The organism is Acidovorax radicis N35, from assembly GCF_000204195.1.
In the GTDB taxonomy this organism is placed as follows: domain Bacteria; phylum Pseudomonadota; class Gammaproteobacteria; order Burkholderiales; family Burkholderiaceae_C; genus Acidovorax; species Acidovorax radicis.
Genome location: NZ_AFBG01000018.1, coordinates 342,907 through 359,762 on the forward strand (window position 1 = coordinate 342,907; position 16,856 = coordinate 359,762).

Consider the following 16,856-nt stretch of genomic DNA (forward strand, 5'->3'; position numbering starts at 1 on the left):
TGCCCAACACTGCTCAGGCGGGTTTTGTGTTCTATCAGGCTGCGGCAGCGACGCCGATGCCCTTGAACTCGCCTGTGGCGATCTTCTTTTGCCATTCGGCTGGGCCGGTAATGTGGGCGCTGGTGCCGCCGGCGTCCACCGCCACGGTCACGGGCATGTCCACCACGTCGAATTCGTAGATGGCTTCCATGCCCATGTCGGCAAAGCCCACCACCTTGGCGGTCTTGATGGCCTTGCTGACCAGGTAGGCGGCGCCGCCCACGGCCATCAGGTACGCGCTTTGGTGCTTCTTGATGGCTTCGATGGCGACCGGGCCGCGCTCGGCCTTGCCGATCATGGCGATCAGGCCGGTTTCGGCCAGCATCATTTCGGTGAAGCCGTCCATGCGGGTGGCGGTGGTCGGGCCGGCGGGGCCAACGGCCTCGTCACGCACCGGGTCCACGGGGCCGACGTAGTAGATGACGCGGTTGGTGAAGTCCACGGGCAGTGGCTCGCCCTTGGCCAGCATGCCCTGGATGCGCTTGTGGGCGGCGTCGCGGCCCGTCAGCATCTTGCCGTTCAGCAGCAGGGTGTCGCCGGGTTTCCAGCTGGCGACTTCGGCCTTGGTCAAGGTGTTCAGGTCCACCTTTTTGCTGGTTTTGTAGTCGGGCGTCCAGTTCACGTTGGGCCACAGGTCCAGCGACGGCGGGTCCAGGTAGACCGGGCCGCTGCCGTCCATCACAAAGTGGGCATGGCGGGTGGCGGCGCAGTTGGGGATCATGGCCACGGGCTTGCTGGCGGCGTGGGTGGGGTACATCTTGATCTTCACGTCCAGCACGGTGGTCAGGCCGCCCAGGCCTTGCGCGCCAATGCCCAGGGCGTTGACCTTTTCCATCAGCTCGATGCGCAGGGCCTCGACCTTGGTCAGCTCGGCGCCGGATGCCTTCTTGGCCTGCAGCTCGTACATGTCCAGATCGTCCATCAGGCTTTCCTTGGCCATCAGCACGGCTTTTTCAGCGGTGCCGCCGATGCCGATGCCCAGCATGCCGGGCGGGCACCAGCCAGCGCCCATGGTGGGCACTGTCTTCAGCACCCAGTCGACGATGCTGTCACCGGGGTTGAGCATGACCATCTTGCTCTTGTTTTCGCTACCGCCGCCTTTGGCTGCGACCGTCACTTCCACGGTGTTGCCGGGCACGATCTCGGTGAAGATCACGGCCGGGGTGTTGTCCTTGGTGTTCTTGCGGTCGAAGTGTGGGTCGGCCACCACGCTGGCGCGCAGGGTGTTGTCGGGGTGGTTGTAGCCACGGCGCACGCCTTCGTTGATGGCGTCGTCCAGGCTGCCCGTGAAGCCCTCCCAGCGCACGTCCATGCCCACTTTCAGGAACACGTTGACGATGCCGGTGTCCTGGCAGATGGGGCGCTGGCCGGTGGCGCTCATCTTGCTGTTGGTCAGGATCTGGGCGATCGCGTCCTTGGCCGCCGGGCTTTGCTCGCGCTCATAGGCGCGGGCCAGGTGGGCGATGTAGTCGGTGGGGTGGTAGTAGCTGATGTACTGCAGCGCGGCGGCTACGGATTCGATGAGATCGTCCTGGCGGATGGAGGTGGTCATGGCGTGTCGTGGGGAGTCTTATGGAGAACGCAAGCACGTTCCTGTTCTGCCCGCCGCACGCACTCCTGGCTGGCCACTGCCGGTCTTCCAGAAGCACTGCCGATGGCAGGCGGACCGTATTTTGACAGACCCCCGCCAGCGGAGCTCCGCGCGCGCAATGGCACACCCCGCCGTTGCGCCACTTGCCGCTGGACGCGGGAACCCCGCCCGATGGTTCCGGGGTGCTATTCGCTCTCTTCGTCTTCGTCCGTGGCTTCGCTTTCCGGCAGGTCGTCTGCAGTCAGCGGAGCGGCATGGCCATGCGTGCCATGCTGCATGTCGGGGGCTTCCGGCAGGCCGTTGTCTTCCATGTCCATGCCGGGTTCTTCACTTTCCTCCGACATGTCTTCCACGTGGTCGGGCAGGATGTCCCGCGCCAGGGGCTGGGGGGCGGGCTCCACGCTGCTGCGCTCGCCCGTGCCAAAGCGGTCGGTGTCGCTGTCGGTCTCGGAACTGTAGGCGCCCGCACTGTCGCTGCCGGAGTCGGAGGCGTCGCTGGGCCCCAGGCTGTCAATGCCGGTCGCACTGTGGGCCGGGGGAAGGTGGTCGGCGTCAATGCCGAGAAGGCTGCTGGTGGCCATGAGGGTCTCCAGGTGTGTTGGGGGGACGTGCGCCAGTCCTGGGGGCCAGCGCGGCAGTGGCAGCGTTGCCGCTGAAGTGCCATGGTGCGCCGACCGTGGGCTGCACGGCGTCAGGCGACGCTGACACGGGTGTCGTCCTTTTCCGACGACGTGCCATGGCCGGGGCTTTCAGGCGCGCAGCAGGCGGCCTTACAGCTCTGGCAACGACCCGATGACGGACGGCGTGAAGTCTGCACTGCCGACCGGTTTTTCACCTTGTGACCATGCCAGCAGCGTGTCTGCCGGCATGGGATGGGCATAGAAGAAGCCCTGCAATTCATCACAGCCCATGCCCAGCAGAATATCGCGCTGGCCGCTGGTCTCCACCCCCTCGGCCACCACCCGCAGCCCCAGGGCATGCGCCAGGCTCACCACCGCGGCCACCACGGCGCGGGCGTCTTCGCTGCTTTCCAGATCGTTCACAAAACTGCGGTCGATCTTGAGCTGCTGCGCCGGCAGCTGGCGCAGGTAGTTCAGGCTGGAATACCCGGTGCCGAAGTCGTCGATGGACAGGAACACGCCGATGCGTGCCAGCCCCTCGAAGGTGCGCTGCGTGGCCTTGATGTCCTCCATGGCCACCGATTCGGTGATCTCGCACAGCAGTTGCGAGGCATCGAGCCCGTGGCGCAGCAGCGCCTGCTCGATGCGCTCGGCCAGCCCGGCCTCGCGCAGCTGGTGCACCGACAGGTTGATAGCCACGCGCATGCGCATGCCGCTGCGGGCCCACTCGGCGGTCTGGCGGCAGGCTTCATTGATGACCCAGTTGCCCAGCCGTCCGATGAGGCCGAAGCGCTCGGCCAGCGCGATGAAGACCATGGGGCTCACCATGCCATGTTGGGGGTGCTTCCAGCGCAGCAGCGCTTCCACCCCGCTGATCTGGCCGCGCGTTCCGTCGATCTTGGGTTGGTAGTGCAGGGCCAGCTGGCCCCGGTCAATGGCTTGGCGCAGGTCGTTCTGCAACTCCAGCTGCTCTGAGGCGTTCGAGCCCATGTGGGGTTCAAACAGCGCATAGCAGCCGCCGCCCGCGCGCTTGGCGGCATACATGGCGGCATCGGCGTTGGCCACCAGCTTGCCGCGCTCCCCGTGGTCGGGGTGCACGACGATTCCGATGGAGCAGGCGATCTGCACCTGTTTGCCCGCCACTTCGAAAGGCTCCGAGAGCGATGCCAGCACCCGGTTGGCCACCATCACGCTCGCGGCCACGTCGGTCACGTCTTCCAGCAGGATCAGAAACTCGTCTCCGCCGACGCGGGCCACGGTGTCCCCCTCGCGCGCCTCGCGGCGCAGGCGGTCGGCTGCGCCGCGCAGGATCACGTCGCCCGCGGCATGGCCAAAGGAGTCGTTGATGGGCTTGAAGCCATCCAGGTCCACAAACAGCACGGCCAGGCGGTCTTCCACGCGGTGGTGGTTGGTGCGGTCCAGGCGCAGCAGCGCGTGGATGAGCCGGTCTTCGAACAGCAGCCGGTTGGGCAGGCCGGTCAGCGCGTCGGCGAACGCGCGTTTTTGCAGCTCGTCGTTGGCGGCCTGCAGGCGGGTGTTGCTGTCCTGCAGCGACTTCGTCAGGCGCTCGGCCGTGGCCTGCAGCCGCGCGTCCAGAATGGACGTGAACAGTGTGCTCACCAGCAGCATGCCCGTGGCCATGAGCACCATGGCTGTGAGGCCCGGGCCGCCGAGCTCGCCCGCACTCAGGCACACGGAGCCCATGGCAAAGCTGGCCGCCGCCATGCCGGTGTAGTGCATGCCGCAGATGGCCACCGCCATCACGAACGATGCGGCCAGCTGGTAGGGCAGGCGCTGGCTGGGCCGCACCCGGCGCAGCAGCTTGAAGATCAGCAGGGCCGTGGCCGATGCCAGCACCGCGATCAGCACCGACAGCGCCACCAGCGGCGGGTTCCAGACGATGCCGGGCGCCATCTCCATGGCGGCCATGCCGATGTAGTGCATGCCGCTGATGCCGGCACCCATTACCAGCGCACCCATGGCCAGTTGGGCCCGGCCAGAGGTTTCCTGGCTGGCCAGCTGCAGGGCCATGGCAGATGCGGTCACCGCTGCCAGCCACGACAGCAGCGTGGGGCCGCCGGCAAAGCCGATCTCGATGGGCAGCCTGAAGGCCTGCATGCCCAAAAAGTGCATGGCCCAGATGCCCGTGCCCATGACGATGGAGCCTGCTGCCCACCAGGCCAGCCCGACGCGGCGCTGCGCCGTGCGCACGCGGCGCGCCAGGTCCAGCGTCACGTATGACGCCAGCATGGCGATGGCAAAGGAGGCCACCACCACGAACAGGTTGTAGCTGGAGGGCATGAACGTGTTCATGGTGCAAAGAATGCTGGGGTTGGATGGGCAGGGTGCATCGGGCGCGCGGCGCCGTCAAGAGGCCCAGGGCGGATAGGCCGCGGCAGCGCAATGGATGAATGAAGCAGGCACGGGGCGGATAGGGCATGGCCGCGCGCGTCGGAGTGTATCCACCGGTGCGAAGGCGTGCCGGCGCGGGGGTTTGGCCTGCAGCGGGCGGATTGGTATCCATCGCCATGCCCCCGCAGATGCCCCCACCGGCAGTGTTGGCGGCGAGGCTTGTTGCTCTTTGCTGCGGGGCTTGCCGCACACTGGCCGGGCGCAACCCGCTCAGGCTGTGCAACTCCATAAATGAGAATGGTTCGTTTTTGCATTATGCTGCCGGGCGCGCCGATGTTCCCGGCTGCACCTGTTTTGGGGCCAGACGCAGGCAGCCCCTGCAGCCCCGCGGCGGCTCCGGGCCGGGCCGTGCGTTTGCCCGCCCTTTCTCACTTTTCCTGCTTTTTCAACTTGGAGAACCGCTGCCCATGACCTCCCGTACCGAACGCGACACCTTTGGCCCCATCGAGGTGCCGGCCGACAAGCTCTGGGGCGCGCAGACGCAGCGCTCGCTGCAGAACTTCGACATCTCGGGCGAGCAGCAGCCGCGCGAGATCATCAAGGCGCTGGCCCAGGTCAAGCGCGCGTCGGCCGTGGTCAACCAGGCGCTGGGCCTGCAGGATGCCAAGAAGACCGATGCCATCGTGGCTGCGGCCGATGAAGTCATCGCTGGCAAGCATGCCGGCGAGTTCCCGCTGGTGGTGTGGCAGACGGGCTCGGGCACGCAGACCAACATGAACGTCAACGAAGTGCTGGCCAACCGCGCCAGCGAGATCCTGGGCGGCGAGCGCGGCGAAGGCCGCCTGGTGCACCCCAACGACGACGTGAACCGCAGCCAGTCGAGCAACGACGTGTTCCCGACCGCCATGCACGTGGCGGCGGTGGAGGCGTTGACCCACAAGCTGCTGCCTGCCATCGCCAAGCTGCGCGCCACGCTGGCGAAGAAGGCGCAGGACTTCGACGGTATCGTCAAGATCGGCCGCACCCATTTGCAGGATGCCACCCCGCTCACGCTGGGCCAGGAGTTCTCGGGCTATGTGGCGCAACTGGACCATGGCGAGCGCCATGTGCGCGCCGCGCTGCCCCATTTGTACGAGCTGGCCTTGGGTGGCACGGCGGTGGGCACGGGCCTGAACGCGCCCAAGGGCTATGCCGAGCAGGCCGCCGCCGAGCTGGCGCGCCTCACGGGCCTGCCCTTCGTCACCGCGCCGAACAAGTTCGAGGCGCTGGCCTCGGTGGATGGCCTGGTGCACGCCCACGGCGCCCTGAAGACCCTGGCCGCCAGCATGATGAAGATCGCCAACGACGTGCGCTGGCTGGCCAGCGGCCCGCGCAGCGGCATCGGCGAACTGAGCATCCCCGAGAACGAGCCCGGCTCGTCCATCATGCCCGGCAAGGTCAACCCCACGCAGAGCGAGGCCGTGACCATGCTGGCCGCCCAGGTGTTTGGCAACGACGTGGCCATCAACTTCGGCGGTGCCTCGGGCAACTTCGAGCTCAACGTGTTCCGCCCGATGGTGGCGCACAACTTCCTGCAGAGCGTGCGCCTTTTGGCCGACGGCATGGTCAGCTTCAACGACCAGTGCGCCGTGGGCATCGAGCCCAACCGCGAGCGCATCACCGAGCTGGTGGACCGCTCGCTGATGCTGGTGACCGCGCTCAACACCCACATCGGCTACGACGAGGCGGCTTTCATCGCCAAGAAGGCCCACAAGGAAGGCACCAGCCTGCGCGAAGCGGCCGTGGCGTCAGGCCACGTCACGGGTGAGCAGTTCGACCAGTGGGTGGTGCCGGGCAACATGGTGGGGCGCTGAGCGCCTGGCAAGGCGCCACTCGCCAAAAAATTCAAGCCAAAATGGCCTCCAGCGCTTTATCCATAAGCGCTAAATGCTGCTATTTTTGTAGCAAACGCTGACTCAAGGCATTGCAACGCTCCCGCGCCGCAGCTCTACCCCTGCTGCGCCAGCGCCTCCAGCTGTTCCTGCTGGTGCACCACGATGCCGCGCTGGTGGATGCCGATGATGCCCTCGCGCTCCATCCACTTGAGTTCCACATTGATGCGCTGGCGCGAGCCGCCCAGCAGTTGTGCCAGCTCGTCCTGCACCAGCGCCAGCCCGATGGCGCCACGCTGGCCGGGCACGGCGGCGCGCTCGCCGAAGCGGCGCAGCACGTGCAGCAGCTGCTTGGCCAGTCGTGCGCGCAAGGGCAGGGTGGCCATGTCTTCCATCATCCAGTACAGGTAGCGCATGCGGCGCGCCTGCAGCGTGAGCAGTGCCTCGCCGAACTCGGGGTGTTCGCGCAGCAGCTGGCGGAACACGCCCTCGGCCACGCTCAGCACCGTGGTGGGGCCGTGGGCGTGCGCGTCGTAGGTATTGGGGCCGCGGTGCAGCACCTCGGCCTCGCCCACCCAGATGCCGGGCTCCACGTAGGCCAGCGTCACCTGCTTGCCCGACGGTGTGGTGCGCCGAAACCGGATGGCACCGCTGGCACAGGCAAACCAGTCCTGCGCCAGATCCCCCTGCTCGACGATCATCTGGCCATGCATATAGCGCGTGATGCGGCCCAGCCGGAAGATGTCATGCCGCAGCGACGGCGTGAGCGCGGCGAACCAGCGGCCCCGGTTGATGGCCTCGCGCTCGGGCAGGCTGAGGAAGGGGCGTTGCAGGTGGTGGTCGGCCGGGGAATGGGTGGACTCTGGCAAGGCAATGGTGGCGGTGGGCATGGCGGCAGGCTGGAGTTGGGCGGGGCCGGCCTGTGCGCAGGGCCGGGCGGAAAGACGGTGAAAAGGCGCAGCATGCCAGTTTAGCGATACAGCCCGCACTGCGATGGTCCTGCACGGCACTTGCGCGACACCCCATCGCCGGGTGCCGCAGCCCTGCCTACGCTTTGGCGCTGGGGTGCGCCTTGTGCTGCCTTTGTGGCTTGCGCAGAAACGCCAGCAGCCGGCGCTCCGCCGCACTCAGGCCCCGTGGCGATGTGGTGCCGCCGATGTGATTCCACACCGCCTGCATGCCCGGCCCCGCGTCGGATGCCAGCCGCGAGCCCAGCTCCAGCACCGCGGGGTGCACGTACGACTTCTTGCACACAGCCGGCGTGTTGCCCAGCTGGCGCGCCACCTCGGCCAGGATGGCCTTGGCGCTGTAGCGCACGTTTTTGTCGGCCGCGCCGAAGGCGTCGGTCTGGGTGCAGGCCAGGCGTGTCAACTCCAGCGCCTGCGTGGTGCCGTGCCAGGTGCGGAAGTCCTTGGCGGTGAAGTGATCGCCTTCGATGCTGCTCACGCCCTGTGTGATCTCGCGCAGGTAGTCATTCACGTCGCCCGAGCCCACGGTGCGCGGGGTGCCGTCCTCATCTTCGTACTGGAAGAGCTCCTGCCCGGGCAACTGCTGGCAGTGGCGCACCACGCGGGCCACGCGGGGGTCGCTGAGTTCGGCCTCCTGCTGCACGCCGCTCTTGCCCCGAAAACGCAGCTTGAGCTGGCTGCCCTTGACCTGCGCATGCCGCGTGCGCAGCGTGGTCAGGCCGTACGACTTGTTGGTGGCGGCATATTCCTCGTTGCCTATGCGCAGGAAGGTGGTGTCCAGCAGGCGCACCAGGGTGGCCAGCACCAGGGTGCGGGTCAGCGGCTGGCCGCTGCGGTGCGCCGCCAGCTCGCGCGCCACGCGGCTGCGGATGCGCGGCAGCGCACGGCCGAAGGCCTGCAGGTGCTCGAACTTGCCCTCGTCGCGCTGCTTGCGCCACTGCGGGTGGTAGCGGTACTGGCGCCGCCCGCGTGCGTCCAGTCCAGTGGCCTGCAGGTGGCCGTTGGGCAGTGGGCAGATCCAGACGTCGCTGTAGGCGGGCGGGATGGCCAGGCGCTGGATGCGGGTGATCTCGTCTGGGTCTTGGAGCCACTGGCCATCGGGCTGGCGGTAGCGAAACGCCTTGGCGCCGTTGCGCACGCGGGTGAGGCCGGGCATGGCGGGTGTGACGTACACCAGCCCACCGGGCAGCTTCTGTGGGCGCGTTGGGGGCCGGGCCGGCGCAGGCGCGCGGGGCGTTGGGGAGAGTGTGGGCATCGGGGCGAACAGGTGGTAAGGGCCAGTGGGTAGCCCCGATCACACCTGTGCCCGGGCGGTGACGGTGTAGGTGCGCTCCGTGCGCAGGGGTGAGACAGGGACCGAATCGGTAGCCTGTTGTGCCACCATTGTGGGTAAAAAATGGATCCTGCGCTTATTGGATAAGCGCAAGTAGCTACAAAAAATGTAGCAATCTGCTTGATCGGACCACGCTCAATCGGCCGCAGTCGGGTCCAGGGCAAAACCCACGCCATACACCGAACGAATCCAGTCGCTGCCATCGGCACTGGCGGCCTTGAGCTTCTTGCGCAGGTTCTTGATGTGGCTGTCGATGGCGCGCTCGTTCACGTCCAGCGTGTCGTCGTACGCTTGGTCCAGCAGCTGCGCGCGCGAGAAGATGCGCCCGCGCTGGCGGGCCAGCACCTGCAGCAGCCGGAACTCGCGCCGCGTGAGGCCCAGTGGCGTGCCGTGCAGTGTGGCCTGCCAGTGCGATTCGTCCAGCATCAGCGCCGCCACCGTGGTGGTGGCTGCCGGGGGCTCTTGCGCGGCGGCGGTGCGGCGCAGCACGGCCTTGGCGCGCGCCACCACTTCGCGCGGCGAAAAAGGCTTGCAGATGTAGTCGTCCGCGCCCAGCTCCAGGCCGATGAGCCGGTCCACTTCTTCGACGCGTGCGGTCAGCATGATGATGGGGTGCTGTGTGTGGCGGCGTGCCTGGCGCAGCACCTCCAGGCCATCCATGCCGGGCAGCATGATGTCCAGCAGCGTGAGGTCGGGCGGCGCGGCCAGCATGCTGGCGAGCGCCGCGCGGCCATCGGCCTGGTGTTCAACGGTATAGCCCGCGTGGCGCAGGTAGTCGACCACGATGGCGGCGATGTCGGGTTCGTCTTCGACGACGAGGATGCGGTGGCTCATGAGGGGTTGTCCAGCAGTGGCAGTTGCAGCGTGATGCGCAGACCGCCCAGGGGGGAGGTGTCGGCCACCAGCGTGCCGCCGTGCGCGAGCACGATGGCGCGGCAGATCGCCAGACCCAGGCCGGAACCGCCATGGTCGCGGTTGCGCGAGGTTTCGGCGCGGTACAGGCGGTCAAAGATGCGTGGCAGCTCGTGGGGGGGCACGCCGGGCGCGCTGTCGTCCAGCTGCACCTGCAGTTGGGCGGCTCCATCGGCCGGTGGCAACAGGCGTGCCGAGAGGCGCAGCAGGCCGCCCGCATCGGTGTAGCGCAGGCTGTTTTCCAGCAGGTTCAAGAACACCTGGTGCAGTTGCTGCGCATCGCCGCGCACCAGTGGGGCGGGTATTGGGGCGGGCGTTGACACGGACGACTGCGCAGCCAGGGCGTCCAGGCCCGTGGTATCTACATCGATGGCGGCCTGCGCCAGGCGCGGGCGCATCGACGCCAGTGCTTCGGTCAGCAGCGACAGCGGGTGCACGGGCACCTGGGCCGATGGTGCGCTGGTGCCAGCGGCGTCCAGGCTGGCACGCAGGTCGCCCACCAGCTGAATCAGGCGCATCACCTGCCGGTGCAGGCGCAGCGCGGTCTTGTCGTCAAAGGGGCGCACGCCGTCCTGCACGGCTTCGATCTCGGCGCGCATGGCGGCCAGGGGGGTGCGCAGCTCGTGGGCCACGTCGCCCAGCCACTGGCGGCGCGAGGACTCGATGCTGCTCAGTTGTTCGGCCATGGTGTTGAAGGTGCGGGCCAGCTGGGCCAGTTCATCGTTGCCGTGCACAGGCACCCGGGTGTGCAAGTGGCCCTGCGCAATGCCGCGTGCGCCGGTGGCCAGGGCTTCGACCGGCGCCAGCCAGCGCCGTGCCAGCCAGCCCGACAGCAGCAGTGCCAGCGCCAGGCCGGCCAGGCCTGTCCACGCCACAAAGCCCAGGTGTTGCGCCAGAAAGGCCTGGTCGGCATCGCTGCGCACGCCCTGCGGGGGGGCCAGCACCAGCTGGCCGATGGTCTGGCCATCGGCACCGGTCAGGGCCAGGCGCGCGCTGCCGGGCTGGGGCGTGGCACCTGCCACCAGGTTTTGCTGTGCATCCACCAGGCCCAGGCGGGGGAACAGGTCATCGGGGTGGCGTTGTGGGCCACCCGCGCTGCGCTCGCCCGGGGGCGGGCCGCCGTCGGGGGGCGGTGGCGGGGGCTGCTGCATGCTGCGGTCCACTGCCGGGTTGCCGTTCGCCAGTTCGGGGGGCATGCCGGGCGGACCGCTCCGGTCGGTGGGCGGGGGGGCTTCAGCGCCCTGGGCGCCTGAGCGGCGCAGGCTTGCCCCTGGGTGGCTGAGCTGGCCCCAGAGGCGGGGCTGGTTGCGCAGGGTGTCCCAGCCGCCCGTCTGCGTGTGGTGGGCCTGCAGGCGCTCGGCCAGCCAGCCCATGCGGGCCAGTTCGATCTCTGCCACATACGGCCCCAGGCCCCGCTGTAGACCCAGGCGCGAAAAGCCCGCAAAAATCAGCAGCAAGGCCACCAGCAGGGCGGCCAGGGCGATGAAGGCTTTGCGGTGCAGGGTCAGGTGGGGCATCGATGGGGGAGCAGGTGTCGTCAGCGGGCGGGGGGCGGGCCGCCTGCTCCGCCGGGGCCGCCAGGCCCGCCTGCGGGCATGGCCACCAGGGTGCCGCCCATTGTGCGGCATGTGCCTGCGAGCGATTTGCCATCGGGCATGGTCAAGGTCACGCTGGCGCCTTCGGTCTTGCCCTTGCAGGCGGCATAGGCCTCGGGCGGCGGCGCGGGTGGGTCCTGCCGGCCCTGGGATTGCGCCAGCACGGGGGTGGCGGATGTTGCAGCCAGCATGGCCGTGAGCGCCACGCGGGCCAGCCAGCGGGGACGAAGAGAGTGCATAGGCATGGTGTTTTTCTTTCAGTGTTGTGGAGAAAAGAGGTCAGCGAGTCAGCGCCAGCACGTGCTACCGGCGCGGCGCGTGTGAGGGCGCAGTGGATTAAGGAAAGCGTTTGACGGGTGGGGCATGCCGTCAGAAACCGGCGCCGCCCAGGCCAGTGCACCCGTGGAACCGGCTTGGCCGGGCCACCGGGTGCGTCCCCCTCCGGGGGAAGGTGCCAAAGGCGACTCAGGGGGACTTTCAGTCAAGCAGCGATCGAGATCGTGATGTTGGCCGAGTACCCGCCGCCGCTGTTGGCCTGCATGGTGGTCATTTCCAGCGTGGTGCCGTCGCTGAAGACGTTGTCCGTGGCAAACGACATGGAGGCCAGGTTGCGCACGCTGGCGCTGTAGCCCGAATTGGCGCTGTAGATGGTGCTGAGCAAGGCCGTGGGGAAGGCCAGTTGCGTGGTCTTGATCTTGTTGCTCGCGTTGCTGGCTGCGGCCAGGCTGCGGTACACCTCCAGGTGCATGTGTGGCATGCGGCCCGCGTAGCAGCCGGGCACGACGGTGGTGAAGGTGACGGTGCCGTTCGCATCGGTGGCCTGCACGCCGCGCAGGTAGTTGTCGGCGATGTTGCTGGAGCTGTACACGGAATAGTTGCCGTCCTGCGTGCAATGCCACAGGTAGATGGCGTAGCCGGACAGCGCGGCGCAGCTCGCGTTGGTATTGGTCAGTGTGATCGTGATGGTGAACGGCACGCCGCTGACCTGCGTGGACGAACCGATGGAGCTGCGGATGTCCGAGCGCACGATGCCACTGAGCGCCAGCACGTTGTAGGTGTTGTTGCTGGCATTGGAGCCATCGGCAGGGTAGGGGCCGGCGGTCTCCTCGGGGACGACCGAGCAGGTGGTTGTGGTGCCGGTTCCTGTGCCGGTACCTGTTCCCGTGCCGGTGCCGGTATCAGTGGTGTCGGTGGTGTCTGTGTCGCTGCCCCCACCCCCGCAGCCCAACAGGGTGGCCATGCCCAGCGAGCCCAGGGCGTTCAGGGCAAAGCGGCGGTTGGAGGGCGTCTGCGCGGCTGCGACAAAGGGGGCGACGGTGGTTTGGGCGGCGGTGGTGCGGTCCATGGATTTCTCCTGCAAGTGGGGTATGGCCTGCACTGTGCCGCCCGATTGGGGAGAAATTTGGGAGCAAAAACGGTCCGATTGATTGCTATGATTTATATAGCTTTAAAAGCCCGGCCGTAAAGCGGAAGAGCGCTTTTTATTGCGAAGACGGGATCCGAACTCCCGCCTTGGTCAAGGCTTTACCTGGCGATCCCTGTGGCTTCGTGCCGACAGCTGAAAGACCGGTCGCTGCGCGCAATGTCGTCGCTGCCGCACTGCCATTTGTGGATGTCCGTCTGCTGTTTGCGGGTGCGCAGCACCGGGGTGTAGACCAGGTGCTTGCCAGCCAGCGCCATGTCGCCTGTGCTATCGGCAATGGTCAGCCGCACCACGCCATTGGCTGGATCGATGGCCATGGCCTGGAAACCTGCGGGAAGCTGCCCGGGCCGGCCCAGGCCCACGGTGGCTGCGCTGGTGGGGAAGGCGCCCGTGCTCTGGTAGTGGTTCTCGACCAGCCGCAGCACGGTGCGCGCCGCGCCGTCCAGCTGGCGCACCATCTCGCGGCGGGGATTGGCGGGCTCGTCGCCCTGGTTCCACAGCACCACGGCCACCATCGCCGCAAAGCTGAAGGCGGCCACCCCTGCCAGCATGACCAGTCCCTTGAGGAACCAGCCGGGGCCACGGACCAAGGCCACTGCCTTCTGGATGGCGGTGTCGCTGGCACGGCGGGACACCACGAAGGTGCCGGTCATCGAACTGTGCAGGCCCCGCTCGCCAAACAGGGCGGTCAGCAAACGGTGCAGCAGGAATGGCACCGCCAGTGTCAGCCCCAGGGTGAGCGAATACTTCAGAAAATGCCGCAGCACGGACCGCACGAGGCCCGGGCGCTCGCCCGAGCGGGTGACTACGCGCTGGCCCAGCAGCCGCTTGCCGACAGAGCCCTGGCCCAGCGCGTCCGTCAGCGCCGGGATGAACAGGCCCAGGGTGCCCAGCGCCAGCGCCACCGGGTAGGTGGAGGCGGGCGCACTGTCAAAGGTCGTACGGGCAAACACCCAGGCCAGAGCCAACGCCATCGGGATGGCCACCATGGTCACCCCATCGATCAGCGTGGCGCCCAGGCGTGCCATGGTGCCCGGGAACACATCTTCGAGCTGCAGGTTCGTCTGGGTTTGCGGGGGCTTGTCAGGGGCTGATGCTGATGCCTGCCCGCCGGCCACGGCCAGCGGCGCCTGGCAGCTGAAGCAGTGTGTGTAGGAGGCAGGGTTCTGCCAGTTGCAAAGGGGGCATTGCATGGTGGGTGCGCAGCAAAAGGGACAAAGGGTGAAAAGGGGCGAAAAGGGGCGAAAGGGGGCGAAAGGGGGCGAAAGGGGAAATGTAAAAGAGGCCGCTCTGGGCGGCCTCTTTTATGGGGGGGTCGTGTCAGTGGCGCGCGGGGGGCGCGGAGTGCGACATCAGCCGGTCCGTCAGGGCAATGGCCAGTGCGCTCAGCAGGAACACCACGTGGATGATGGTCTGCCACATCAGCACCTTGATGTCATAGTTGGCGGCGTTGATGAAGGTCTTGAGCAGGTGGATCGAGCTGATGCCGATGATGGCGGTGGCCAGCTTGACCTTGAGCACGGAGGCGTTCACGTGGCTCAGCCATTCGGGCTGGTCGGGGTGGTCTTCCAGGTGCAGGCGCGAGACAAAGGTCTCATAGCCGCCCACGATCACCATGATCAGCAGGTTGGAGATCATCACCACGTCGATCAGCGCCAGCACCACCAGCATGATGATGGTCTCGTTGAGCGCGGTCACCTCGAAGTCGCTCTTGTAGCCGATGCTCGACACCAGTTGCTTGAGCGCCGCCGTGTTGCCGAAAGCGGCCTCGATCAGGTGCACCAGCTCCACCCAGAAGTGAAACACATACACCGCCTGCGCCAGGATCAGGCCCAGGTACAGGGGCAGCTGCAGCCACCGACTGGCAAAAATCAGCGAGGGCAGGGGGCGCATGGGCGAGGGAGTGGCGGGGTTTTTGGGGAGGGACATGGAATGTAGGGTGGGTCTTGGGTCGCGCGATTTTAGGGGTGCCGCGTGACACCCCTCGCGCGCAAGTGCTTTCCTGTGCAGGGGCAGGTTGCCGATTCTGTAAGCTTCGTGCCAGTCAGTGGCTTGTAAGTGCCGCGCCCGACAGTACCGCCCAATTCCAATTCCATCAGACCCAGGAGACAACACCATGAGTGCGCCCACATCCGCCATCGAGTCCGTATTGGTTGAGAACCGCGTGTTCCCGCCCGCCGATGCGGTCGTCAAGGCCGCCCGCGTGTCAGGCATGGCGGGCTACGACGCGCTGTGTGCCGAGGCCGACAAGGACTTCGAAGGCTTTTGGGCGCGCCTGGCCCGTGAGAACGTACAGTGGACCAAGCCGTTCACGCGCACGCTGGACGAATCCAACGCGCCGTTCTACCAGTGGTTTGCCGACGGCGAGCTCAACGCCTCGGCCAACTGCCTGGACCGCCACATCGGCACGCCCACCGAGAACAAGACCGCCATCATCTTCGAGGCCGACGATGGCACGGTCACCAAGATCACCTACAAGGAACTGCTGGCACGCGTGAGCCAGTTTGCCAATGCGCTCAAGGCCCATGGCGTGGCCAAGGGCGACCGCGTGCTGATCTACATGCCCATGACGATCGAAGGCGTGGTGGCGATGCAGGCCTGCGCCCGCATTGGCGCCACTCACAGCGTGGTGTTTGGTGGCTTCAGTGCCAAGGCGGTGCACGAGCGCATCATCGACGCGGGTGCCGTGGCCGTCATCACGGCCAACTACCAGATGCGTGGCGGCAAGGAGCTGCCGCTCAAGGCCATCATCGATGAAGCCCTGGCGACGGGCGGCTGCGACACCCTGCGCCACGTGTTTGTCTATGAACGCACGCCCACGGCCTGCAACATGGTGGCAGGGCGCGACAAGACCTTTACCGAGGCGCTGGCAGGCCAGAGCACCGACTGCCCGCCCGTGGCAGTGGGGGCAGAGCACCCCCTGTTCATCCTGTACACCAGTGGCTCCACCGGCAAGCCCAAGGGTGTGCAGCACAGCACCGGGGGCTACCTGCTGTGGGCCAAGCTCACCATGGACTGGACGTTTGACCTGCGCCCTGACGACGTGTTCTGGTGCACGGCCGACATCGGCTGGATCACAGGGCATACCTATGTGGCCTACGGCCCGTTGGCGGCGGGTGCCACGCAGATCGTGTTTGAAGGCATTCCGACCTTCCCGAACGCAGGCCGCTTCTGGCAGATGATCGAACGGCACCAGTGCACGATCTTCTACACCGCGCCCACCGCCATCCGCTCGCTCATCAAGGCCGCCGAGGCCGACGCCGCCGTGCACCCCGCACGTTCCGATTTGTCGAGCCTGCGCATCCTGGGCAGCGTGGGCGAGCCCATCAACCCCGAAGCCTGGATGTGGTACCACAAGAACGTGGGCGGCGAGCGCTGCCCCATCGTGGACACCTTCTGGCAGACCGAAACGGGTGGCCATGTCATCACGCCGCTGCCCGGTGCCACCCCGCTGGTTCCTGGCAGCTGCACGCTGCCATTGCCTGGCATCACCGCTGCCATAGTCGATGAAACGGGCAACGATGTGGCCAATGGCGCGGGCGGCATCCTGGTCATCAAGCGCCCGTGGCCCAGCATGATCCGCACCATCTGGAACGACCCTGAGCGCTTCAAGAAGAGCTACTTCCCCGAAGAACTCAAGGGCTACTACCTGGCGGGGGATGGCGCGGTGCGCAGTACGGACCGTGGCTACTTCCGTATCACGGGCCGCATCGACGACGTGCTGAACGTGTCGGGCCATCGCATGGGCACGATGGAGATCGAATCCGCCCTGGTCTCCAAGACCGACCTCGTCGCCGAGGCCGCCGTGGTGGGCCGTCCGGACGATGTGACGGGCGAGGCTATCTGCGCCTTCGTGGTGCTCAAGCGCTCGCGTCCCACGGGCGAAGAGGCCAAACAGATCGCCAACGAACTGCGCAACTGGGTCGCCAAGGAAATCGGCCCCATCGCCAAGCCCAAGGACATCCGCTTTGGCGACAACCTGCCCAAGACCCGCAGTGGCAAGATCATGCGCCGGCTGCTGCGCAGCATTGCCAAGGGTGAGGCGATCACGCAGGACACGAGCACGTTGGAGAATCCGGCAATCCTGGATCAATTGGCCCAGACCAACTGATCTAGAAGGCGCCGAAAGGCGCCAGCGCAGCGTTTGCCGGA

General features: G+C 67.0%; 13 protein-coding genes. 2 read left to right on the top strand and 11 right to left on the bottom strand.

Annotated elements, in window-relative coordinates:
• Window positions 1-34 precede the first annotated feature (34 nt).
• The 3 genes from ARADN35_RS0107195 to ARADN35_RS0107205 form a co-directional block, all read right to left on the bottom strand.
• The gene (locus ARADN35_RS0107195; protein WP_010460576.1) at window positions 35-1,591 is read right to left on the bottom strand and encodes a fumarate hydratase; all 1,557 of its coding nucleotides are present in this window, start codon (window positions 1,589-1,591) and stop codon (window positions 35-37) included.
• A gap of 224 nt (window positions 1,592-1,815) precedes the next feature.
• Entirely contained in the window at window positions 1,816-2,211 is a 396-nt protein-coding gene (locus tag ARADN35_RS26920; RefSeq protein WP_010460578.1) for a hypothetical protein, read from the bottom strand.
• 189 nt (window positions 2,212-2,400) lie between these two features.
• Window positions 2,401-4,563 carry a putative bifunctional diguanylate cyclase/phosphodiesterase gene (locus ARADN35_RS0107205; protein ID WP_010460580.1) on the bottom strand — a complete coding sequence of 721 codons (2,163 nt, stop codon included), beginning with the start codon at window positions 4,561-4,563 and terminating at the stop codon, window positions 2,401-2,403.
• A 506-nt stretch (window positions 4,564-5,069) separates the two neighbouring features.
• Between ARADN35_RS0107205 and fumC the strand changes: the two genes are divergently transcribed.
• Window positions 5,070-6,455: a class II fumarate hydratase gene (gene fumC, locus ARADN35_RS0107210; protein ID WP_010460582.1), complete on the top strand. Its 1,386-nt coding sequence runs from the start codon at window positions 5,070-5,072 to the stop codon at window positions 6,453-6,455.
• A gap of 134 nt (window positions 6,456-6,589) precedes the next feature.
• Here fumC and ARADN35_RS0107215 read toward each other — a convergent pair whose 3' ends face one another.
• From ARADN35_RS0107215 to ARADN35_RS0107255, 8 genes are all read right to left on the bottom strand, one after another.
• Complete coding sequence (locus ARADN35_RS0107215) at window positions 6,590-7,363, bottom strand: Crp/Fnr family transcriptional regulator (RefSeq protein WP_010460584.1); 774 nt, start codon at window positions 7,361-7,363, stop codon at window positions 6,590-6,592.
• A 157-nt stretch (window positions 7,364-7,520) separates the two neighbouring features.
• The gene (locus ARADN35_RS0107220; RefSeq protein ID WP_100199435.1) at window positions 7,521-8,696 is read right to left on the bottom strand and encodes a DNA topoisomerase IB; all 1,176 of its coding nucleotides are present in this window, start codon (window positions 8,694-8,696) and stop codon (window positions 7,521-7,523) included.
• A gap of 213 nt (window positions 8,697-8,909) precedes the next feature.
• Entirely contained in the window at window positions 8,910-9,608 is a 699-nt protein-coding gene (locus ARADN35_RS0107230) for a response regulator (RefSeq protein ID WP_010460588.1), read from the bottom strand.
• A complete protein-coding gene (locus tag ARADN35_RS0107235) occupies window positions 9,605-11,203 on the bottom strand; it encodes an ATP-binding protein (protein ID WP_010460590.1) in 1,599 nt (532 codons plus the stop codon). Before ARADN35_RS0107235 ends, ARADN35_RS0107230 begins: the two co-directional genes overlap by 4 nt.
• A 20-nt stretch (window positions 11,204-11,223) precedes the next feature.
• The gene (locus ARADN35_RS0107240) at window positions 11,224-11,526 is read right to left on the bottom strand and encodes a hypothetical protein (RefSeq protein WP_100199436.1); all 303 of its coding nucleotides are present in this window, start codon (window positions 11,524-11,526) and stop codon (window positions 11,224-11,226) included.
• 236 nt (window positions 11,527-11,762) lie between these two features.
• The gene (locus tag ARADN35_RS0107245; protein ID WP_010460594.1) at window positions 11,763-12,626 is read right to left on the bottom strand and encodes a dioxygenase family protein; all 864 of its coding nucleotides are present in this window, start codon (window positions 12,624-12,626) and stop codon (window positions 11,763-11,765) included.
• A gap of 179 nt (window positions 12,627-12,805) precedes the next feature.
• Window positions 12,806-13,897 (bottom strand): RDD family protein, encoded by a 1,092-nt coding sequence (locus ARADN35_RS0107250; protein WP_010460596.1) that lies wholly within the window; start codon window positions 13,895-13,897, stop codon window positions 12,806-12,808.
• A gap of 127 nt (window positions 13,898-14,024) precedes the next feature.
• Window positions 14,025-14,633 (bottom strand): TIGR00645 family protein, encoded by a 609-nt coding sequence (locus tag ARADN35_RS0107255; RefSeq protein ID WP_029413653.1) that lies wholly within the window; start codon window positions 14,631-14,633, stop codon window positions 14,025-14,027.
• Between the two features lie 187 nt (window positions 14,634-14,820).
• Between ARADN35_RS0107255 and acs the strand changes: the two genes are divergently transcribed.
• Window positions 14,821-16,815, top strand: coding sequence for an acetate--CoA ligase (gene acs, locus ARADN35_RS0107260; protein ID WP_010460600.1), 1,995 nt, complete (start codon window positions 14,821-14,823; stop codon window positions 16,813-16,815).
• The last annotated feature ends 41 nt before the right edge of the window (window positions 16,816-16,856 follow it).

Coding starts and splice junctions, on each gene's coding strand:
- ARADN35_RS0107195 (WP_010460576.1), bottom strand. CDS start 1,591: ATGACCACCTCCATCCGCCAGGACGATCTCATCGAATCCGTAGCCGCC.
- ARADN35_RS26920 (WP_010460578.1), bottom strand. CDS start 2,211: ATGGCCACCAGCAGCCTTCTCGGCATTGACGCCGACCACCTTCCCCCG.
- ARADN35_RS0107205 (WP_010460580.1), bottom strand. CDS start 4,563: ATGAACACGTTCATGCCCTCCAGCTACAACCTGTTCGTGGTGGTGGCC.
- fumC (WP_010460582.1), top strand. CDS start 5,070: ATGACCTCCCGTACCGAACGCGACACCTTTGGCCCCATCGAGGTGCCG.
- ARADN35_RS0107215 (WP_010460584.1), bottom strand. CDS start 7,363: ATGCCCACCGCCACCATTGCCTTGCCAGAGTCCACCCATTCCCCGGCC.
- ARADN35_RS0107220 (WP_100199435.1), bottom strand. CDS start 8,696: ATGCCCACACTCTCCCCAACGCCCCGCGCGCCTGCGCCGGCCCGGCCC.
- ARADN35_RS0107230 (WP_010460588.1), bottom strand. CDS start 9,608: ATGAGCCACCGCATCCTCGTCGTCGAAGACGAACCCGACATCGCCGCC.
- ARADN35_RS0107235 (WP_010460590.1), bottom strand. CDS start 11,203: ATGCCCCACCTGACCCTGCACCGCAAAGCCTTCATCGCCCTGGCCGCC.
- ARADN35_RS0107240 (WP_100199436.1), bottom strand. CDS start 11,526: ATGCCTATGCACTCTCTTCGTCCCCGCTGGCTGGCCCGCGTGGCGCTC.
- ARADN35_RS0107245 (WP_010460594.1), bottom strand. CDS start 12,626: ATGGACCGCACCACCGCCGCCCAAACCACCGTCGCCCCCTTTGTCGCA.
- ARADN35_RS0107250 (WP_010460596.1), bottom strand. CDS start 13,897: ATGCAATGCCCCCTTTGCAACTGGCAGAACCCTGCCTCCTACACACAC.
- ARADN35_RS0107255 (WP_029413653.1), bottom strand. CDS start 14,633: ATGTCCCTCCCCAAAAACCCCGCCACTCCCTCGCCCATGCGCCCCCTG.
- acs (WP_010460600.1), top strand. CDS start 14,821: ATGAGTGCGCCCACATCCGCCATCGAGTCCGTATTGGTTGAGAACCGC.